Below are 18,748 nucleotides of genomic sequence, written 5' to 3' on the forward strand. Positions count from 1 at the left end.
AAATAGGATGTTTATTTTTCCTAACTCCTAACTCCTAACTCCTAACTCCTCTGTAGCCCTAAAAACTGAACCAATCTAAAAAGCAGGGTTCTAAGTAGATTAAACCCTATAATTAGTAATCGCTCCGCCTGCACTTTAATAAGTAGGACAATCTGATGTAGCTGCTCCTTGATCCAGACCTTTTTATTCTCATAGCCAAGTGCCAGATACGAACAGACGACCATAAAGGTGATGGCACCAATGATGGCCATCCAAGGATTCAAAGAATGATGGAAAAATCGGTAGAGACCAAGTCCCGTAAAACTTCCGTATAGGATAATGAAGTGGATTACATAAATGGAAAGGGTACTCTGACCCAACCGCAGTCCGGTTTTGTTGGTCAGGAACTTTCTAAACAGCATAAAAATGGAGAATACAACGAATACGTCTCCCAGCCTAATGAACAGATAGTTATTGGATACGACATCGGCAAAAATTTGTAATCCGGTAATTTCATTTAAAAGTGCAAAGAAGTCCGAAGAATACCACATCAGTGTAAACCCTATCAGTGCAAATGTTGGTATGGCAACCGTATATAAATTTTGGTGTTCCTTAAATCTTGTAAAGACAAGCGAAAGGAACGCACCCATGGTAGTGTAGCCAAACCAAGGTATTATGGTAAAAACGGAACCGTTGGTTTTGGTCAGGTAGTTCGCTATCCAAGTGGGTAAACCATTATATTCCAGTGTTTTGTATATCGGTTCAAAAATGAACAGCAGCAGTGTAGTGGACAAAAGAAGGAAGGAAAACAGCCAATATTTGGATTTGGCTGTCAACACGTAATACGTAATGATTCCTAAGATTGAAAACCCGATGCAGTGCAATACATCCACCAGATAGAAGGAGCTGTAAATTTCCCCTTTAAAGAGTCCCCAAAGATTTAGGCGTAAGAGATAACCAATAAATAGTAACTGTAAGCCTCTCTTGATACCTTTTTTTACCCTGGGGTTCTGCCAACCACGTTCCGGAACCCTGATCAATAGATAGGTAAATATAAAACCGGATACGGTAAAGAAAACAGGCGCCGTAATCCCTCTAAAATATTTCCAAACGTTGAAAACGGTATTTGAGGAATCCCTATAAAGCGGGTCGAGGAGTCCATCAATAAAATGCCCTTGTAGCATCATTAGGATGGCCCATGCCCGTATGGCATCGATAAAGAATAGTCTTGTAGTACGTTTGTCCATTCCAAATTTTAACTACCCTATATACTTAATTTACAGGGTGGTTGGATGTTTTCTAGCGCGAAATTAGATAAAATACTGTTAACTAAGTGGCTTTTGGCTAATTTAGTCCTTTTAAAAATTGACCGCTTATGTCCTTTATCCTCGCCTTTGCCGGAAGTAATTCTTCGGCTTCCATAAATTTTGAACTCGTAAAATATACGTGCTCCTTGATAGGAACTGAGGAAGTCCGACTCATGAACATGAGCAATTGTCCGTTTCCCATGTATAGTATGGACTATGAGAAGGAACACGGATATTCAAATGCCCTCAATGAATTCAAGCGGGATATCCAGTTTTCCAAGGGTGTGATTATTTCGGTAAATGAACATAATAGCTACCCTTCTGCTTATTTCAAAAATTTGTTGGATTGGTTATCCCGGTTGGACCGTGATTTTATTCGGGATAAGAAGGTGCTTTTAATGGCTACCTCGCCCGGAAAGCGTGGAGGTATCGGAGCTTTGGAAGTAAGTTCCGCCCTCTTGAAAAGGTTTGGGGCCCATATTGTGGGCACCTTTTCCCTGCCCCAGTTCAAGGAGAATTTTGATGCCTATAAGGGTATTGTGGATGCCGACTTGGCCCAGGCGCACCAAAATTTGTTGAAGGATTTTCTAAAGGTAATAGACTAGGCTGTTGCGGCAACGACTCCTGCATACCGTTGATGACATCGGTGCTTTCAAACGCTCGGTGCTTCGTTGGGCGCAGCGTTTCGATGAAATTGTATGGTTGGACTCCAACGGTCATCAAAACTCCTATACCTCTTTTGAAGCGCTGCTTGCCGTGGATGGCCTCACGGCAATTTCTACGGATTACCACAACGCCTTTGAGGATTTAAAGGCCTATCAGTCGCAAGTGAACGACTGGATTTTTGGCTATCTCTCCTACGATTTAAAGAACGATGTTGAAGCCCTCGATTCCCAAAATTTTGACGGACTGGAATTTCCGGAGCTCTATTTCTTTCAGCCAAAGAAAATTATTCAAATCCAGGGTTCCCAGGTTGAATTTCTGTACTTGGATATGGTCGCCGATGAGATGCAGTCCGACTTTGAGTCGATTTCGCAAAATGATTTCGAAGAAAACATCGGCTTTCAACATGGGCAGCCCTCCATAAAAATGCGGATTTTCAAGGATGAATATTTCAATAAGGTTTCCCTAATATTGGACCACATCCATCAAGGCGATATTTATGAGGTAAATTTTTGTCAGGAATTTTATTGTGAAGGCTTTGATATGACTCCTTTGCCCGTCTATGAACGCTTGAACGCCATTTCAAGACCGCCCTTCGCGACCTTCATGAAGCTCTTCGGCAACTATTTGCTATGTGCCAGTCCGGAACGATTTTTAAGGAAAGTCGGTACAAAAATAGTTTCACAGCCCATAAAAGGAACGGCGGCCCGTTCACTAGACCCAAAAAAGGATGCAGAACTGAAACGACATTTGGAAAAGGACCAAAAGGAGCGTTCAGAAAATGTGATGATTGTGGATTTGGTGCGTAACGACTTGTCCAAAACTGCCCTAAAGGGAAGCGTACAGGTGGAGGAACTCTGCAAAGTGTATTCCTTTGCCCAGGTACATCAAATGATTTCAACGGTATGCTGTGAGGTGAAAAAAGATGAAAACCCTGTGGATATTATAAAAAACTGTTTCCCAATGGGCAGTATGACCGGGGCCCCCAAAGTGTCGGCCATGCAGATTATCGAGGCCTTGGAATCGTTCAAAAGGGGCGTATACAGTGGGGCGGTAGGATATTTTACGCCGAAGGGCGATTTTGACTTCAACGTGGTCATACGCAGCATCCTATACAACAGTTCCAAAAAGTATCTTTCCTATGCCGTTGGGAGCGCCATTACGGCAATGTCCAACCCGGAAAAGGAGTATTTGGAATGTCTGTTGAAGGCCAAGGCGATGCGACAGGTTTTGGAAGAGGTTTAAGATTATGTGAATTTCTTAATTGGTTAACTTTGTGCCATGCTCAAGGATTTTCAATCGCACATCTTGGATAACTTCCCGGAACTGACAAAAAATAAATTTTTATTGGCATGCAGTGGGGGGTTGGATAGTGTTTTGCTGTCTTACCTATGTAAGGAAAGCGAGATGGATTTCATTTTGGCACATTGTAATTTTAGGTTGCGCGGAGCGGCTAGCAATGGCGACGAGAAATTTGTAAAGGAATTGGGCAATCGATTGGGAAGACCGGTACTTGTGACCCATTTTGATACGATGGGTTATGTACATAGTCATAGGGTGTCGGTGCAAATGGCGGCCAGGGAGCTGCGGTACCAGTGGTTCAAGGGATTGATGGAAGAACCTGGAATCGATTATTTGGTTACGGCGCATCATGCCGATGACAATCTGGAAACCTTTCTCATAAATTTGTCCCGCGGAACCGGAATCGACGGTTTGACCGGCATTCCCGAAGCAACTGGCCAAATTAGGCGACCGCTTTTGAAATATACCCGGGATACGATTTTGGCCTATGCCAAAGAAAGGGGTCTACAATGGCGGGAGGACGAAAGCAATGCCGATACCAAGTATCTGCGCAATAAAATCCGACTGGAAATTGTCCCGAAATTAAAGGAACTGCATCCTGCCTTTATGGAAAATTTTGAACGTACCTTGGGCTTTCTCAAGGAAACCCAGGAAATTTCGGAAAATGAACTGGAGAGGGTTAGGGAACGGCTTTTCCAAAGGGAAAACCAGTATTTGAAGATTTCCGTATCGGAATTAAAAAAACTCCGGCCACTCAAGGGTTATTTATTTGGACTGTTCAAGGAATTTGGTTTTACGGAATGGCAGAACATAGTGGAACTTTTGGACGCCATGAGCGGTAAATCCGTCTATTCTGCTGAATATGTATTGCTGAAGAATCGGGATCACTTGATTTTGGCCAAAAAAACGGCACAGGAAAAGGAAGTTTTTGAAATTGAAGAGGGCGACTTTAGAATCGATTACCCCATTGGCTTGGAAGGTAAAGAGGTATCGGAAAAAAAGGATACTACTGCCCGTATAATTTATTTGGATAAAAACACGTTAAAATATCCGTTGACCGTAAGGAAATGGGAGAAAGGCGACTATTTTTATCCCTTGGGGATGAAGGGCAAAAAGAAATTGTCCAAGTACTTTAAGGATGAAAAATTGGACCTTTTTTCCAAACAGGAACAATGGTTGCTTTGCTCAGGTGATGCAATCGTTTGGGTAATAGGTAGGCGGGTGGATGACCGATTTAAAGTAACGGAAACAACAAAAGAGATACTAAGCATAGCATTATTATGAAGCAACTAATTTTCGGAATTTTCATTCTACTATCATCATTTGTGGGCCGTTCCCAGAGCGATGAAAATCCGGTCATTTGGAGCCATGAGGTCAATAAGATTTCGGATACGGAATTTGAGCTGATTATCAAAGGCGACATTCACGAGGGATGGCATGTGTATTCCCAGTTCACGGACGAAGGAGGTGCCTTGCCCAGTGAATTCAAATTCTTTGAAGTAGATAAGGACTACGCTTTGGTGGGCGATACAAAGGAGAGTGCCACCGTGAAGGAATTCAGCGATATTTTTGAGGTAGAGGAAACCTTTTTTAAGGAAGAGGCCATCTTTACCCAGCGGATAAAACTGTTGAATCAGGAAATCAAACTAGTAAAGGTCAACCTATTTTATCAGGTCTGTAAGGAAGTCTGTATCCCTGCCGATATTGATTTTGTGTTTTCCTTGGACGGTTCCAAGGCCGTGACGGAAACCCTTGCACTGGATGAAAAAAGCAAGATGTTGACGGCTAACCTAAAATTGGATTTAAAGAACAAGGCCTTGTTGAGTCAGGGTCAGGAGAATATTGGTTCGGGTTCCAATTTATGGGTAATTTTTGCCCTCGGATTTTTGGGAGGGCTTATCGCCCTTTTGACCCCGTGCGTATTTCCCATGATTCCCTTAACGGTTTCCTTTTTCACCAAACATTCGGAGAAAAAATCAAAAGGGATAGCCAATGCCTTGCTCTATGGCTTTTTCATCGTATTGATCTATTTCCTGTTGAGTCTTCCGTTTCATTTATTTGATTCGGTCGATTCGCAAATATTGAATACCATAGCAACCAACGTTTGGCTGAACTTGGCGTTTTTTGCCATTTTCATCCTCTTTGCCTTTTCTTTTTTCGGCTACTATGAATTGACCCTACCTAGTTCCTGGGCCAATAAAATGGATGCGGCATCCTCAAAGATTGGAGGGGCTTTGGGCATCTTTTTTATGGCGGTAACCTTGGCCATTGTTTCGTTTTCCTGTACGGGACCCATTTTGGGCGGACTCTTGGGAGGTACGACCTTGGCCGAAGGTGATGTGGCCACCAATTTATCTGCCGGGATGACCGGTTTTGGCGTGGCGTTGGCCTTTCCGTTTGCGCTCTTTGCTTTGTTTCCAGCTTGGCTAAACTCCTTGCCAAAATCTGGCGGATGGATGACCACGGTAAAAGTGGTTTTGGGATTTTTGGAGATTGCCTTGGCCCTAAAATTCCTTTCCAATGCTGATTTGGTAGGACATTGGGGAATCCTAAAAAGAGAAGTTTTTATCGGAATTTGGATTCTCATAGGAATATTGACAACCTTATACCTCTTTGGTGTTTTTAGATTTCCGCATGACGGTCCCAAAGGAAAACTTTCCATAGGCAGAAAGGCCGTTGGTGTGGTGAGTGCCGCATTTAGTTTGTACTTGATTTTAGGGTTTACGGGGATTTCAAATCTGAAATTGTTAAGCGGTTTCCCTCCACCGGAATTTTACAGTGTTTTTGAGCAGGAATCCGATTGTCCCCTGGGCATTGACTGCTTTAAGGACTTTGAAACGGGATTGGCCTACGCCAAGGAACAGGAAAAACCTATTTTGTTGGATTTTACCGGATGGGCCTGTGTCAATTGTCGGAAAATGGAAGAAAATGTTTGGAGCGAACCGGATGTCTATCAGATTTTGAAAAATGATTACGTTCTTATTTCACTATATGTAGACGATAGAAAGGAACTTCCGGAGGCCGAGCAGTTTACGTTTCAATATGACTCGGGCCGAACCAAGCGCATCGGTAACATTGCCCAAAAGTGGGGTACTTTTCAGGATGTGAACTTCAATGCGGTATCGCAACCTTACTATGTGCTGCTCTCGCCGGACTTGGAGGTGTTGAATACGGCCATCCAGAACACCGATGCGGATACCTACAGAACCTGGTTGCAGGAAGGGCTACGAAATTATGAAGGAAAGGGATTTTCCAGCAATCCGTAAGAAATAGGATACCGTCTTTTGGCTTCAAAAATTTAACCTTAAATTACGGGTGTAATTTTAGGAACATCCATGAAGATATTCAAAAAAGTAGGGTACGTGTTGTTGACCCTCATCCTCCTGATTGTTATTTCAGGTTACGTATTTGTACAATTGCACAAACCTGATTATTCTGGAGAAAAAAAACTTCCAAAACTACATAACGAGGTACAGGTTTATTTTGACGAATATGGTGTGCCTCATATCTATGGGGAGACCGAAGAGGATGCCTTTAGGGCTTTGGGCTATGTGCATGCGCAGGACCGACTATGGCAAATGGAGCTGCTTCGCAGGATTGGAAGCGGTGGGCTCTCCCAAGTTTTTGGCAAGGATTTGATAGGTACGGATAAGTTCTTTCTTTCTTTGGGAATCGATGAGGCATCGGAAAAGGCCGTTTCCAAATTGGATATGAACGGTGATGCAGCTACCATAATGCAAGCCTATTTGGACGGACTCAATCAGTTCATTGCCGAAGGCCCAACCCCTATAGAGTTTTATCTGACAGGCATCGATCAGACCGAGTTTACGATTACCGATGTGTACAATATCATGGGGTATATGGCCTTCAGTTTTGCCATGGGGCATAAAACCGATCCACTGCTGAGCAATATAAAGGACAAACTAGGCCCCGAATATTTAAAGGATTTGGCAATACATTCCGATACCAGCACAGTATGGATCAAGAACTATAAAAACAACCCAGTGGATTCCGTTGGAAATTCCGTAACAGCTTTAGTAACCGAAGCACTTGGAAAAGTAAACCTACCGCTGTTCGAGGGCAGTAACAGTTGGGTCTTGGCGCCTGCAAGGACCAAAAACGGGAAGGTTATTTTTGCGAATGATCCGCATATTGGCTTTGCACAACCATCGGTTTGGTACGAAGCCCATCTGGAAACACCTACCTATTCAAAATACGGCTACCATATTGCGGGCATTCCGTTTCCGGTCTTGGGGCACAATCGGGATATCGCCTATGGGATGACCATGTTCGAAAACGACGATGTGGATTTTTACTTTGAGGAAAACAATCCCGAAAATGCCGATCAGTATCGCCTAAACGGTACTTGGGCGGAGTATGAATCGGTAACAAAAACGATCAAGGTGAAGGATTCGTCGGATATCAAATTCACTTTTAAGAAATCGGTACACGGACCCATCCTAAATGGGATTGCCGATCAAATCCAAGGCGAACGCCCCATTTCCATGTATTGGGTATACACCCAAGAAGAAAATACAGTGGTGGATGCCTTTTACGAAATTAGCCATGCCACGAATCTTGGCGAGTTTACATCGGCCTTGCCAAAAATCCATGCGCCCGGACTCAATATCATGTATGGCGATGCAGAAGGCAATATTGGCTGGTTCGCCACCGCAAAACTTTGGCAGGTTCCGGATAATGTAAATACAAAACTGGTTTTTGACGCGAGCAATAAACCTAGCGATACAAGGGAATTCTTGGATTTTGAAAAAAATCCGCAAGCGGTGAACCCGCCAAGGAATTATGTGTACTCCGCAAACAATCAGCCAGATTCCATTTCAGGGATGTTATATCCCGGCTATTATTTGCCCGAAAATAGGGCCAAGCGTATCGTTCAATTGTTGGACCCTAAAAGCGATTGGGACAGTAACGATGTTTCCAGTATGATTTTGGATGTAAACTCGCCGGTACATTTGGAAATTGCGCAAGACCTGATGGGTGCCATAAACATTAAGGAGGTATCTGACAAGGAAACCAAGGTTTTGGATGCGCTAAAAGCCTGGGATGGAATATACTCCCTGGACAACGAAGGCGGAACGATATACACACGTTGGGTATATCAGGTTCTGGAAAATATTTTTGAGGATGAATTGGGCGCGGAACAATTTGAACAATTGTTAGCTACGCACGTTTTGAAGCGAACCATAGCGCCTATCATCAAGAGTGATACGTCCGTTTGGTGGGACGATGTTTCAACTCCTGAAATCTTGGAACAAAGAAGTGAAATAATCAAAAAATCATTAGTGGAGGCCATTGGCTCTTTAGAATCCGACTTTGGGCCCGATATTGCCCAATGGACATGGAACAAGGTGCATACCTTGGAACATGGCCATCCCATTGGTCAGGTAGATGCATTACGGTCATTTTTCAATGTGGGACCCTTTCCTATTGAAGGAACACGTGAGGTTATCAATAATTTGGCCTTTCCTTATAATAGCACAGGATTGTACAAAGTTAGTTCCGGCCCTTCCACAAGACGGATCGTCGATTTCTCCGATGTTGAAAATAGCATCAGTATCCTGCCAACAGGTCAGTCCGGCAATCCATTTAGTGAACACTATAAGGACCAAGCGGAGATGTATGTCAATGGGGAATTTAGAAAAATGATGATGAATGAGGAGGAGATTCGATCTACTAAAAAGTCGGTACTAATTTTCTCTCCAAATTAATGTGTGAAGTTATTCGGCATAAAGTTTTTAGGACGCCTAACTAGCTTTAAGAGATGTATAGCGATTTACATTTTTAAAAATACGAAATTTTGGATTTGGGTGTTGTCCAACTCTTAAAAGTAAATTTTTGAGGGTATTAAATTACTATTATGTGATTTTCCGTTCGGAACTTCAGGTGTTGGCGGTATTACAAATAAATTTCCCTTATTTTTAAGAAAACCAATCCCATCAAATGACCTTACTTCCGTACTATAGATTGCCATCCTCGCTTTATTTTTCCTTTCTTTTAATGGGATTTTGTTTTTGTGCCTTAGGGCAGGAAACATCTTTGGTTTCTGGAAATTATACAAACACATCGCTCAAGGATGTCTTTTTGGATTTGGAATCCAAGACGGATTATAAGTTTTATTTTTTGGAAGAAGGAATGGATCAAGAAACGGTAACCCTCAATGTTACTTCAAGGGAATTGGATGAGGTTCTAAACGAGGTCTTAACTTCCAGTAGTTATAATTACTTTATTAAGGAAGATGAAAAACGGATATTCATCATCAAAAATGCCATTATTTATGATGAATTGCCCGATAGATTTTTTAAGGATCGAACAAAAGAAGAAGCGGACAGTTCAGTTGGGCAAAGGTCGAATATTCCGCCTCCCACTTTCTATAATGAAGAGGTACGGCCAACCGCCAAAAGATATCCCGTTGTGCGGATAGGAAAGTCGGACCCCAATAACCTGCGGCCGGAGTACACTTTATCTGGAAAAGCTATAAACGCTGTAAGTGGTGAAGCTGTTCCTGATTTGACCATCCGTGTTAAGAATGGAGATGGTTTTGTCATAACGGATGGGGATGGTAATTTTTCAATCCAATTGTCCTCAGGATATAATGTTTTGGTCGTTAGGGCCATGGGTATAGCTTCTACGGAACGTGAAGTCATTATGTACAATGATGGTAATTTGGATTTGTTTCTGGAGGAGGGAGTACAACAATTGGATGAAGTAGTAGTGCAGGCAGACGCGGCAAGGAACGTTGAAGATGCCGATACCGGAAGTGAGCAAATAGATTCCGAGGCTTCCAAAAATATTCCCTTGGTATTAGGGGAACGCGATATTTTACAGGTGGCAAAGGCGCTCCCTGGGATTTCTTCCGCGGGAGAGGGAGCAACGGGGTTAAACGTCCGCGGCGGTAAAACGGACCAAAACCTGGTACTTTTGGACGATGCGGTCATCTACAATCCACAACATTTTTTCGGAATTTTTCAAGCATTGAATCCATTCACTACAAAAGGAGTCAACATTTACAAAGGTGCAATGCCCGTAGAATATGGTGGTCGATTATCCTCGGTTTTTGACATTCGGACCAAAAACGGCAATGTCGAGAAGCTGGCAGGAGAAGGTTCCATAGGTCCCGTTACCGGAAATTTGGCCCTTGAAATTCCCATAGTCAAGGAAAAATCCTCCCTTGTGGTTGGAGGGCGTGGTGCCTATGCAGATTGGATTTTGCGCTCTCTGGACGAGCCTTCCTTGAATAATAGCAATGCCAGTTTTTTTGATGGAATCGTAAAATATCACCATAAAATCAATGACAATAACGAGGTAAAGGCAACGGCATATTATAGTCGGGACGCCTTTAGTATTACTTCGGACTCACTTTACAATTATGATAACAGGTTGTTTTCTTTGAGATGGGACAGAAAAATGGGCGAGAGGACCACAACGGCCATAGTGCTGGGCAATAGTAATTATGGTTTTGGGATTGATTTTGACGGACAGGCGAATACCGATTTCAACTTGGATTATAGTATTAATGAAACCGAGTTCAAATATAAGTTTAGGACCATACTGAATGAAAGGAATACGCTGGATTATGGAATTTCTGCCAAATATTATTCGGTCAACCCTGGAAGTATTCGCCCGGACGGGAATGAATCAAATATTAGCACAATAAGAATTGATAAGGAACAAGCTTTGGAAGGGGCGCTGTTTTTGGGGGATGAATTCAAATTAAGTGAAAAGTTTTTATTGGATTTAGGGGTGAGGTATGCCTTTTTTGCCGCTTTGGGTCCGGGAACCCAGCAGCGCTATCAAGAAGGACTCCCTAAAAATGAATCCACCGTACAGGAGACCCTAACCTATGATGGGGCGAAAATAATAAAAACCTACGGTGGACCTGAGGCCCGGGTTTCGGCAAGGTATCTTTTTACACCTGATTTTTCCATAAAGGCCAGCTTTAATAATTCGTATCAGTTCCTACATACGCTTTCTAACAATACCACTGTGTCCCCCATAGATACTTGGAAGCTTTCTGATTTGAATATTGCTCCCCAAACAGGGTATCAAGCCTCATTGGGACTCTACAAGAACTTTAAGGAAAATGAATATGAATTGAGCTTGGAGGGATATTACAAGGGAATGGACAATGTGCTGGACTTTAAGACGGGGGCCGACCTGTTTCTGAACGAGAACGTGGAGACCGAAGTACTGCAAGGGGAAGGCAAAGCGTACGGAGTGGAATTTTTGGCAAAGAAGAATCGGGGTGATCTCAATGGGTGGCTTAGTTATACCTATTCCAGATCCCTGTATCGTTTTGATAGTGAATTCAGCGAGGAACGTATCAATAACGGCGAATTTTTCCCGTCCAATTTTGATAGGCCTCATGATGTAAGTGTTATCACCAATTATCGTATCACCAGAAGGTATAGCCTATCGGCCAACTTTGTATACCAAACAGGACGGCCGGTTACTTATCCCATTGGCACCTTTCGTTTTAACAATGCCGATTTTGTGGCCTTTAGTGACAGAAACGAATTCCGTATTCCTGACTTTTATAGGTTGGATTTAGGGTTGAATATCGAAGGGAACCACAAGAAAAACAAACTCGCCCATAGTTTTGTAACCATATCGGTATATAATGTCTTGGGAAGGAACAATCCCTATTCGGTATTCTTTGTGACGGAAAATGGTGAGGTAAAGGCCTTACAAAGTTCCATATTTGCTATCCCCATACCATCTATTACCTATAATTTTAAGTTTTAACCAATGATTAAGAGCAAACGAATCTATCTTTATTGTTTTTTTATAGGCCTTTTGGCGGTATGCTGCACGGAAGAAGTGGACCTGGGCCTTGAAAACAATGCAGGGGTACTGGACATTTTGGTGGTCGAAGCGACGATTACGAATGAGTTTAAGAATCATCGGGTTAACCTAAGTAGGATGGACACCATATTGGATACCCAGATAGATTCTACTTTTAATCCTTTTACCCCAGAGAGGGATATTGATAGGGATTTAGTGAAATATGAGCGGAACGCCCGCGTATCGGTAGAGAACGCTATAGGCACCGCATACAATTTCGATGAAATAAGTCCGGGCATATATGAATCTGTAGAACCTTTTGCAGCAGTAGAGGGCCAGAGCTATACCTTGAAAATTTTGACTGCCGATGGGAAAACGTATACCTCTGAACCTATGGTCATTGAAGGTTTCTTGGACGTCGACCAGTTATATGCGGAGCGGATGACCAACGATGATGGTGAGGAGGGAATCGGGATTTTTATTGACAACGGCCAGGGTTCGGGATCTGTCAACAATCTACGGTTCAGTTATAATGAGACCTATAAAATCGTTGCTCCTTTTTGGGACGAAAGCGATTTTAAACTTTCCAATTATGACCCCTGCGCACTGCCCGTACCCACCTATGAACTTGAAATAGTGCCGCGTGAGACAGAACAGCAGGTCTGCTATGGGAACCAGGTTTCCAATAGTATCATACTTGCTGAAAACAATACAGTGAATAGTACCGGTTTTAACAGGTACATGATCCGGTTCCTAGATCAGGACGATTTTATGATCTCGCACCGATACAGTATCGAGGTGACCCAGATGGTCACGGGTAGCGAGTCCTTCGGGTTTTATGAGAAACTGAGGAACTTCAGTCAGTCCGGAAATGTTTTTTCCCAGGTACAGCCCGGTTTTATCGAGGGGAACATCACTTCGGCCAATGGAGACAGGGATAGGGTCATCGGTTTTTTCGATGTGGTTTCCGTATCCAAGGAAAGAATCTTTTTTGATTATATGGACTTTTTCCCGGACAGGGATCTGCCTCCCTATGTTTTTAATTGTTTGGAGCAATCCACCAATGAATCCCATGTTTCCTATTGTTTTACGGGAATGCAGGGCCCCAACCCATGTCCACAATCGATTATAGAACAAGTTAATTTGGGGCTTATCAGTTATGCAGGTCCTAATACGGAAGATATAGGTCCATGTCCCAGTGAATACATTTATGTTCCTAGGATCTGTGGTGATTGTACGGTTTTGGGAAGCAATGTAAAACCTGATTTTTGGGTCGACTAAAAAAAACAAAGATGCGAAAAATACCCTTTTTAACATTGATTTTGGTTTGCTGCTGCTTTGGCGTCTCGGGGCAGTACGTTATTAAGGACGGTAGTGAGCTTTTAAGTCTGCAACAGCTTCCTCAAGAAAAGGCTTATGTGGACCATACTGGCCCCTTGGTATTCTCAGGGGAGTATTTGTTTTATGCCTTTTATTGCTTCAATGCCCAAAACAACAATCCATCGAACATCAGTCGGGTAGGTTATGTAGTATTGGTTAATGAGGAAAAAGAAAAGATATTCGAACACAAACTAAATTTGGATAAAGGACTTGCTCAAGGTGATTTTTTTGTGAGGACCGATATACCGTCTGGCAGGTACAAGTTACTGGCTTATACACAATGGATGCGAAATGGTGGTTTTGATCAGATATATACGGATGATATCATCATTATCAACCCTTACTTGACCGATCAGTCCGCTATTATGACTGGTTCAAGCGAGGAAACTAGTACAGCCAATTTAAGAACTGAAAATTTTCCATCTGGACAAATGGATTCCGCTACAGTGTCGGTCCGGCTAGAAAAGGAAATCTATGGTACCAGGGAAAAAGTTCGTTTATCGGTAAACAACTACAAAGGCCCTTCTGGTTTTGGAATTTATACCTTAAAAGTCAAAAAGAAGGAGGAGATACCCGTTAAACATTATTTAAACGCCACCCTATTTGCCAAGGATTTCTTCAATGCAGATAAACAAATTAAACAGCGAGTAGGTGATTCCATTTTTTTGCCAGAACAACGGGGAGAGCTTTTTTTTGGTTCCGTTCAGGATAATGAAACAAAACTGCCGGTTAAGGATATTCCCGTAATTATTTCTATTCCCGGAAAAGAGTTTATTTTGAAATTTGCCCAAACGGATGCACAAGGTAATTTTTATACATATTTGAATAAGGAATACAAGAATACCCAGGCCTTGGCACAAATTGAGGAGGAAAATAGGATGTATTCCATAAAAAAGGGTGAGGTAGCCAATTTGGATCTTTCAAATATTACTTTTTCCAAGTTTACGTTGTCAGATTCCTATGCGCCGTATATCAAGGAGAGAAGTGTATTAAATCAATTGGAGAACCAGTTCTTTACCGTAAAACCGGATTCCATTATAGCGAGTGACCCCATCGACCCTTTTGATGGTGGACTCCCGGAAGTGGTATTTTTGGATGAGTTCACCAGATTCCCAACCTTTGGGGAAACGTTGGTCGAAATCGTCAAGTTTGCCGGGTACAGATCGGGAGGCAAAGATTCCGATTATATCAAGATATCTCAGGATTTTGAAACCTATAACGAAGAGTTAAATAGTTTTCCTGCCATAGTACTTATTGACGGTGTTTTTATACCGAATCATGAAATGATCAAAGGTTTTGATGCCCGTAAAATCGAAAAGATAAGCCTTGTTCGTGATCAGTTCCTGTTGGGAGGAAAGCAATATCAGGGCATGATGTCCATAGAAACTTTTGAAGGGGATTATCTTGAGGAGCATTCCTATGAAAATTCCGTGGCGATTCCTCTGAAACTTCCCGTTGCCAAGAAAAATTATTTCAAACAGGATTATGATAATGAGGCCACCGATTTCTCGCGAATTCCGGATTATAGAGGACTGCTTTTATGGGAACCACATGTAAAAGTGGAGGCTAGCATCTATAATTTTGAGTTTTTTACGTCGGATGTCGAGGGTATTTTTGAAGTAATATTGAATGGATTTACTACCTATGGCAAACCAATAACGGTAGTCAAAGAGGTAACTGTTATGAAAACCAGCCAATAAGGGATATATTCGGCAAAATCTTTTATTTTTAGCCCAAACGAAAACTAAATGCTAACCAAAGTTTATGGCAGTGCCGTTTTTGGTGTGGAGGCCACTACGATTACCGTTGAGGTAAATATCGATAAAGGGATAGGCTACCATCTAGTAGGTTTGCCCGATAATGCCATAAAGGAAAGCAACTACCGGATTGCTGCCGCCCTACAGAACAACGGATACAAAATCCCTGGAAAGAAGATTACAATCAATATGGCACCGGCCGACTTGCGTAAAGAAGGCTCGGCCTATGACCTTACGTTGGCCTTGGGGATTTTGGCCGCATCGGGTCAAATACAATCCGAAGCCATTGAGAAATATATCATTATGGGAGAGCTTTCCTTGGATGGCAGTTTGCAGCCCATTAAAGGAGCCTTGCCCATAGCCATAAAAGCTCAGGAAGAGGGTTTTGAGGGATTTATCCTTCCTGCCGAAAATGCCAAGGAGGCCGCTATTGTGGGAAATCTAAAAGTTTTTGGCGTTGAGAACATCAAACAGGTCATCGACTTTTTTGATCAGGGCACGCCTTTGGAGCAGACCATCATCGATACGCGGGAGGAGTTTTACAAGAGTCTGGATTTTCCGGAATTCGATTTTTCCGATGTCAAGGGTCAGGAAAGTATCAAGCGCTGTATGGAAATCGCCGCTGCCGGTGGGCATAATATTATCTTAATTGGACCACCGGGTGCGGGAAAGACCATGCTCGCCAAACGTTTGCCCTCCATTTTGCCGCCCATGACCCTGCACGAAGCCTTGGAAACGACCAAGATTCATAGTGTAGTGGGCAAAATCAAGAATATGGGTCTTATGAGTCAACGACCGTTCAGGAGTCCACATCATACGATTTCAGATGTCGCTTTGGTAGGGGGTGGGGCCTATCCTCAACCCGGAGAGATTTCACTCTCACATAATGGCGTATTGTTTTTGGACGAACTGCCGGAATTCAAACGCGGAGTGTTAGAGGTGATGCGTCAGCCGTTGGAGGATCGCGAAGTTACCATTTCAAGGGCGAAATTCACGGTGACCTATCCCAGTAGTTTTATGCTGGTAGCCAGTATGAACCCGAGTCCGGGTGGGTATTTCAATGACCCCGATACACCCGTTACTTCTTCCCCTGCAGAAATGCAACGCTATCTGAGCAAGATTTCCGGACCTTTGTTGGACCGAATCGATATCCATATCGAAGTGACACCCGTTCCCTTTGAAAAACTTTCCGAGGACCGCAAAGGCGAGAGTAGTGTGGAAATTCGTAAACGGGTGACCAAGGCCCGGGAACTCCAAACCGCCCGATTCCAAAAACTGGAAAACGTGCATTACAATGCGCAGATGAACACGAAACAGATACGCGAATTCTGCAAATTGGATGATGCTTCAAAATCCTTGTTGAAAAATGCCATGGAGCGACTCAATCTATCCGCCCGTGCTTATGACCGCATCTTAAAAGTAGCCCGAACTATTGCCGACTTGGATAATGCCACCGATATCAACGGCAATCACATTTCGGAAGCGATTCAATACAGAAGTCTGGACCGTGAGGGGTGGTTGAGGTGATACTTAGTTTCAAGTTTCTGGATTCAAGTGAGGAGTGAAAAGGTCCTTTTGTCATGCTGAGCGAAGCGAAGCATCTGTCGAATTTCCAAACAGATTCCTCATTGATTCACCCGCCGCCAAGCCATATTGAGAATTAAAAGCACTGAAAACATTTCCGCGCTATGGGGTGATTAGTAGTTGTTAACCAAAACTTGCTATTTATGAGGCGAATTACCATTTTTGCTTATGGGCTGATATGAATACATGATGTTGGATGAAACGGAGCAATGGAAAGCTTTAGAAAAGAGGTGATTATTTTGTGCACCAATAGAACCTCAAACAAAGTGCAACCTGAACGTCCTATTTGATTTTTTCGGTTAGATGGAACTTGACCCAGATGCGGATAAGTTATTTGTTAAGGGTCATTTTAAAATAAGTGATACCTTGAATTGGTACGCCGGTAGTACATACATTAACAACATTTTATATGGAAGGAAAAGCTAGAGCTGAATTAAAAGATAGAATATTAAAGTTTCTAATTGAGGACCCATCACATTCATTTACCGTAGAAAGATTATGGGAAAATCTTGGGAAACCTGTGGACAATAAGCTACTAATGCAAGAAATCTTGGATGAAATGGAAAACACTGCTGGAAGTAATTTCCTTGTAATAAATAACTCAGGATATGAAAGTTATGGTAGTAATGAGTTTACACAAGATTACCTTGATAATGGAGGTTTTACAAATCAATATGAGGTTGAGATGGAAGTAGCTCGAAATATGAACAAATCCGCATTGCAAGATTCTAGGATTAAGGATATGCAGGAAAAGGATTTAAACTTAAAAATCAGGAATGGTAAGTTTTCTTTACCTATTTCAATAATAAGTGTATTAGTAGCAGTTGGCTCATTATTGTATTCAATTTTTAAACCAGCCCCCGAACTAAAGTCCAATGATGTTCAGATAAAGCAATTAGAGGAACGTTTGGACAAAATTGAGTATACTTTGACCAAGGATGTTGATAGCCTGAAAAAAGAACTCTATGATGCAGAAATAAATGAAAAAGCCTTGGAATCTCCCCACTAACACTCATTTATAACGCGTGCCCACACGAGTAAGCCCAATCAAACGATGGTAAGACCTATTTGGCGTACTTCATCATCCTCACCCTCCAAAGAGCAAAATTCCATGAAAATAAAGAAAGTCCTAGCAGCTATTGCCGCACTTGATCCAGTATGACGCTAGTAGTGTTTATAATGAGGTCCCCCGCTCCCGCCAGTTTGCAACTGGTGGCTAAATTCAGTTCCTTAAAGAAGGAAACATCAGACTTGATAATAAAAAAAATTATCGCCAACCTTGAACTTAAATAGTCAAAGGCTATCTGAGGGCCGTAGCTACTTCTATCTCCTTACTCGGAACGCCACTAGTCTCAGACTAGCGGGAGCCGGGCATTATTCCAATAATGCCCATTCTTCTTCGGTGGCCTTGGATTTTTAATATTCCATGACCATGAGCCAACCATTATCCTTTTTAACGAGTAGGGCTTCAAAGTGCACGAATTGTTTTGGAGCTGTTTTGCCACTATCATCATTGGATTGGAAACCAAAAATTCCTGTTTCATGCGCCGTGTTTTCGTCACCCACACGCTGTGAAAAACGGAATTCCACCGTATTCTTTGTTTTTCCCGCTTTGGTGTCAATGAAATCTTGCTTCCAATTTGAAAGCGCTTTTGTAATAGATATGGATGATTTGTTTTCACGGGTAGTGAATACAACAACGGCATCCTCATGATACGTGGCTTTATAACCTTCAAAGTCACCCTCCCGTACCGTTCTGGAAACCTCGGCCCAAAAGGTATCCAATTCCGCGATTCTTAGTGAATCGTTGGAAATTTTCATCGTACCCACTAAAGTATTAGCAGTGGTATTTGCATAGGTGGCAGCAACACTTAGCATGAGTACAAGGTTTATAAATAGTCGATTTTTTATCATCTGTATGGTTTATATTTAAACTTCCTCCGTTATCGACAGTTTGCACTTAGTGGCCAGCGT

General features: G+C 42.5%; 12 protein-coding genes. 10 read left to right on the forward strand and 2 right to left on the reverse strand.

What is annotated here, in order from left to right:
* Window positions 1-41 precede the first annotated feature (41 nt).
* The gene (locus PP181_RS11145) at window positions 42-1,226 is read right to left on the reverse strand and encodes a heparan-alpha-glucosaminide N-acetyltransferase domain-containing protein (protein ID WP_272637155.1); all 1,185 of its coding nucleotides are present in this window, start codon (window positions 1,224-1,226) and stop codon (window positions 42-44) included.
* Window positions 1,227-1,354: 128 nt separating this feature from the next.
* Between PP181_RS11145 and PP181_RS11150 the strand changes: the two genes are divergently transcribed.
* The 10 genes from PP181_RS11150 (at window position 1,355) to PP181_RS11195 (ending at window position 17,783) form a co-directional block, all read left to right on the forward strand.
* Window positions 1,355-1,891 carry an NADPH-dependent FMN reductase gene (locus tag PP181_RS11150; protein ID WP_272637156.1) on the forward strand — a complete coding sequence of 179 codons (537 nt, stop codon included), beginning with the start codon at window positions 1,355-1,357 and terminating at the stop codon, window positions 1,889-1,891.
* Window positions 1,892-1,895: 4 nt separating this feature from the next.
* The gene (locus PP181_RS11155; RefSeq protein ID WP_272637157.1) at window positions 1,896-3,194 is read left to right on the forward strand and encodes an anthranilate synthase component I family protein; all 1,299 of its coding nucleotides are present in this window, start codon (window positions 1,896-1,898) and stop codon (window positions 3,192-3,194) included.
* 36 nt (window positions 3,195-3,230) lie between these two features.
* A complete protein-coding gene (gene tilS / locus PP181_RS11160) occupies window positions 3,231-4,535 on the forward strand; it encodes a tRNA lysidine(34) synthetase TilS (RefSeq protein ID WP_272637158.1) in 1,305 nt (434 codons plus the stop codon).
* A complete protein-coding gene (locus PP181_RS11165) occupies window positions 4,532-6,517 on the forward strand; it encodes a protein-disulfide reductase DsbD family protein (RefSeq protein WP_272637159.1) in 1,986 nt (661 codons plus the stop codon). Before tilS ends, PP181_RS11165 begins: the two co-directional genes overlap by 4 nt.
* A gap of 69 nt (window positions 6,518-6,586) precedes the next feature.
* Window positions 6,587-8,980, forward strand: a complete 2,394-nt coding sequence (locus tag PP181_RS11170; RefSeq protein ID WP_272637160.1) for a penicillin acylase family protein — start codon at window positions 6,587-6,589, stop codon at window positions 8,978-8,980.
* Window positions 8,981-9,212: 232 nt separating this feature from the next.
* Window positions 9,213-12,014, forward strand: a complete 2,802-nt coding sequence (locus PP181_RS11175; RefSeq protein ID WP_272637161.1) for a TonB-dependent receptor — start codon at window positions 9,213-9,215, stop codon at window positions 12,012-12,014.
* Window positions 12,015-12,017: 3 nt separating this feature from the next.
* The gene (locus tag PP181_RS11180) at window positions 12,018-13,334 is read left to right on the forward strand and encodes a DUF4249 domain-containing protein (RefSeq protein ID WP_272637162.1); all 1,317 of its coding nucleotides are present in this window, start codon (window positions 12,018-12,020) and stop codon (window positions 13,332-13,334) included.
* Between the two features lie 11 nt (window positions 13,335-13,345).
* Window positions 13,346-15,133 (forward strand): hypothetical protein, encoded by a 1,788-nt coding sequence (locus PP181_RS11185; protein WP_272637163.1) that lies wholly within the window; start codon window positions 13,346-13,348, stop codon window positions 15,131-15,133.
* 48 nt (window positions 15,134-15,181) lie between these two features.
* Window positions 15,182-16,717, forward strand: a complete 1,536-nt coding sequence (locus tag PP181_RS11190; RefSeq protein ID WP_272637164.1) for a YifB family Mg chelatase-like AAA ATPase — start codon at window positions 15,182-15,184, stop codon at window positions 16,715-16,717.
* Between the two features lie 466 nt (window positions 16,718-17,183).
* Complete coding sequence (locus tag PP181_RS11195) at window positions 17,184-17,783, forward strand: hypothetical protein (RefSeq protein ID WP_272637165.1); 600 nt, start codon at window positions 17,184-17,186, stop codon at window positions 17,781-17,783.
* Between the two features lie 407 nt (window positions 17,784-18,190).
* Here the strand turns inward: PP181_RS11195 and PP181_RS11200 are convergent, their stop codons facing one another.
* Complete coding sequence (locus PP181_RS11200; protein ID WP_272637166.1) at window positions 18,191-18,688, reverse strand: nuclear transport factor 2 family protein; 498 nt, start codon at window positions 18,686-18,688, stop codon at window positions 18,191-18,193.
* Between the last annotated feature and the right edge of the window lie 60 nt (window positions 18,689-18,748).

Source organism: Maribacter sp. PR66 (assembly GCF_028464205.1).
In the GTDB taxonomy this organism is placed as follows: Bacteria; Bacteroidota; Bacteroidia; order Flavobacteriales; family Flavobacteriaceae; genus Maribacter; species Maribacter flavus.

Bases quoted from the DNA above. Each gene is read 5' to 3' on its own strand.
- PP181_RS11145 (WP_272637155.1), bottom strand. From the start codon at position 1,226: ATGGACAAACGTACTACAAGACTATTCTTTATCGATGCCATACGGGCA.
- PP181_RS11150 (WP_272637156.1), top strand. From the start codon at position 1,355: ATGTCCTTTATCCTCGCCTTTGCCGGAAGTAATTCTTCGGCTTCCATA.
- tilS (WP_272637158.1), top strand. From the start codon at position 3,231: ATGCTCAAGGATTTTCAATCGCACATCTTGGATAACTTCCCGGAACTG.
- PP181_RS11165 (WP_272637159.1), top strand. From the start codon at position 4,532: ATGAAGCAACTAATTTTCGGAATTTTCATTCTACTATCATCATTTGTG.
- PP181_RS11170 (WP_272637160.1), top strand. From the start codon at position 6,587: ATGAAGATATTCAAAAAAGTAGGGTACGTGTTGTTGACCCTCATCCTC.
- PP181_RS11175 (WP_272637161.1), top strand. From the start codon at position 9,213: ATGACCTTACTTCCGTACTATAGATTGCCATCCTCGCTTTATTTTTCC.
- PP181_RS11180 (WP_272637162.1), top strand. From the start codon at position 12,018: ATGATTAAGAGCAAACGAATCTATCTTTATTGTTTTTTTATAGGCCTT.
- PP181_RS11185 (WP_272637163.1), top strand. From the start codon at position 13,346: ATGCGAAAAATACCCTTTTTAACATTGATTTTGGTTTGCTGCTGCTTT.
- PP181_RS11190 (WP_272637164.1), top strand. From the start codon at position 15,182: ATGCTAACCAAAGTTTATGGCAGTGCCGTTTTTGGTGTGGAGGCCACT.
- PP181_RS11195 (WP_272637165.1), top strand. From the start codon at position 17,184: ATGGAAGGAAAAGCTAGAGCTGAATTAAAAGATAGAATATTAAAGTTT.
- PP181_RS11200 (WP_272637166.1), bottom strand. From the start codon at position 18,688: ATGATAAAAAATCGACTATTTATAAACCTTGTACTCATGCTAAGTGTT.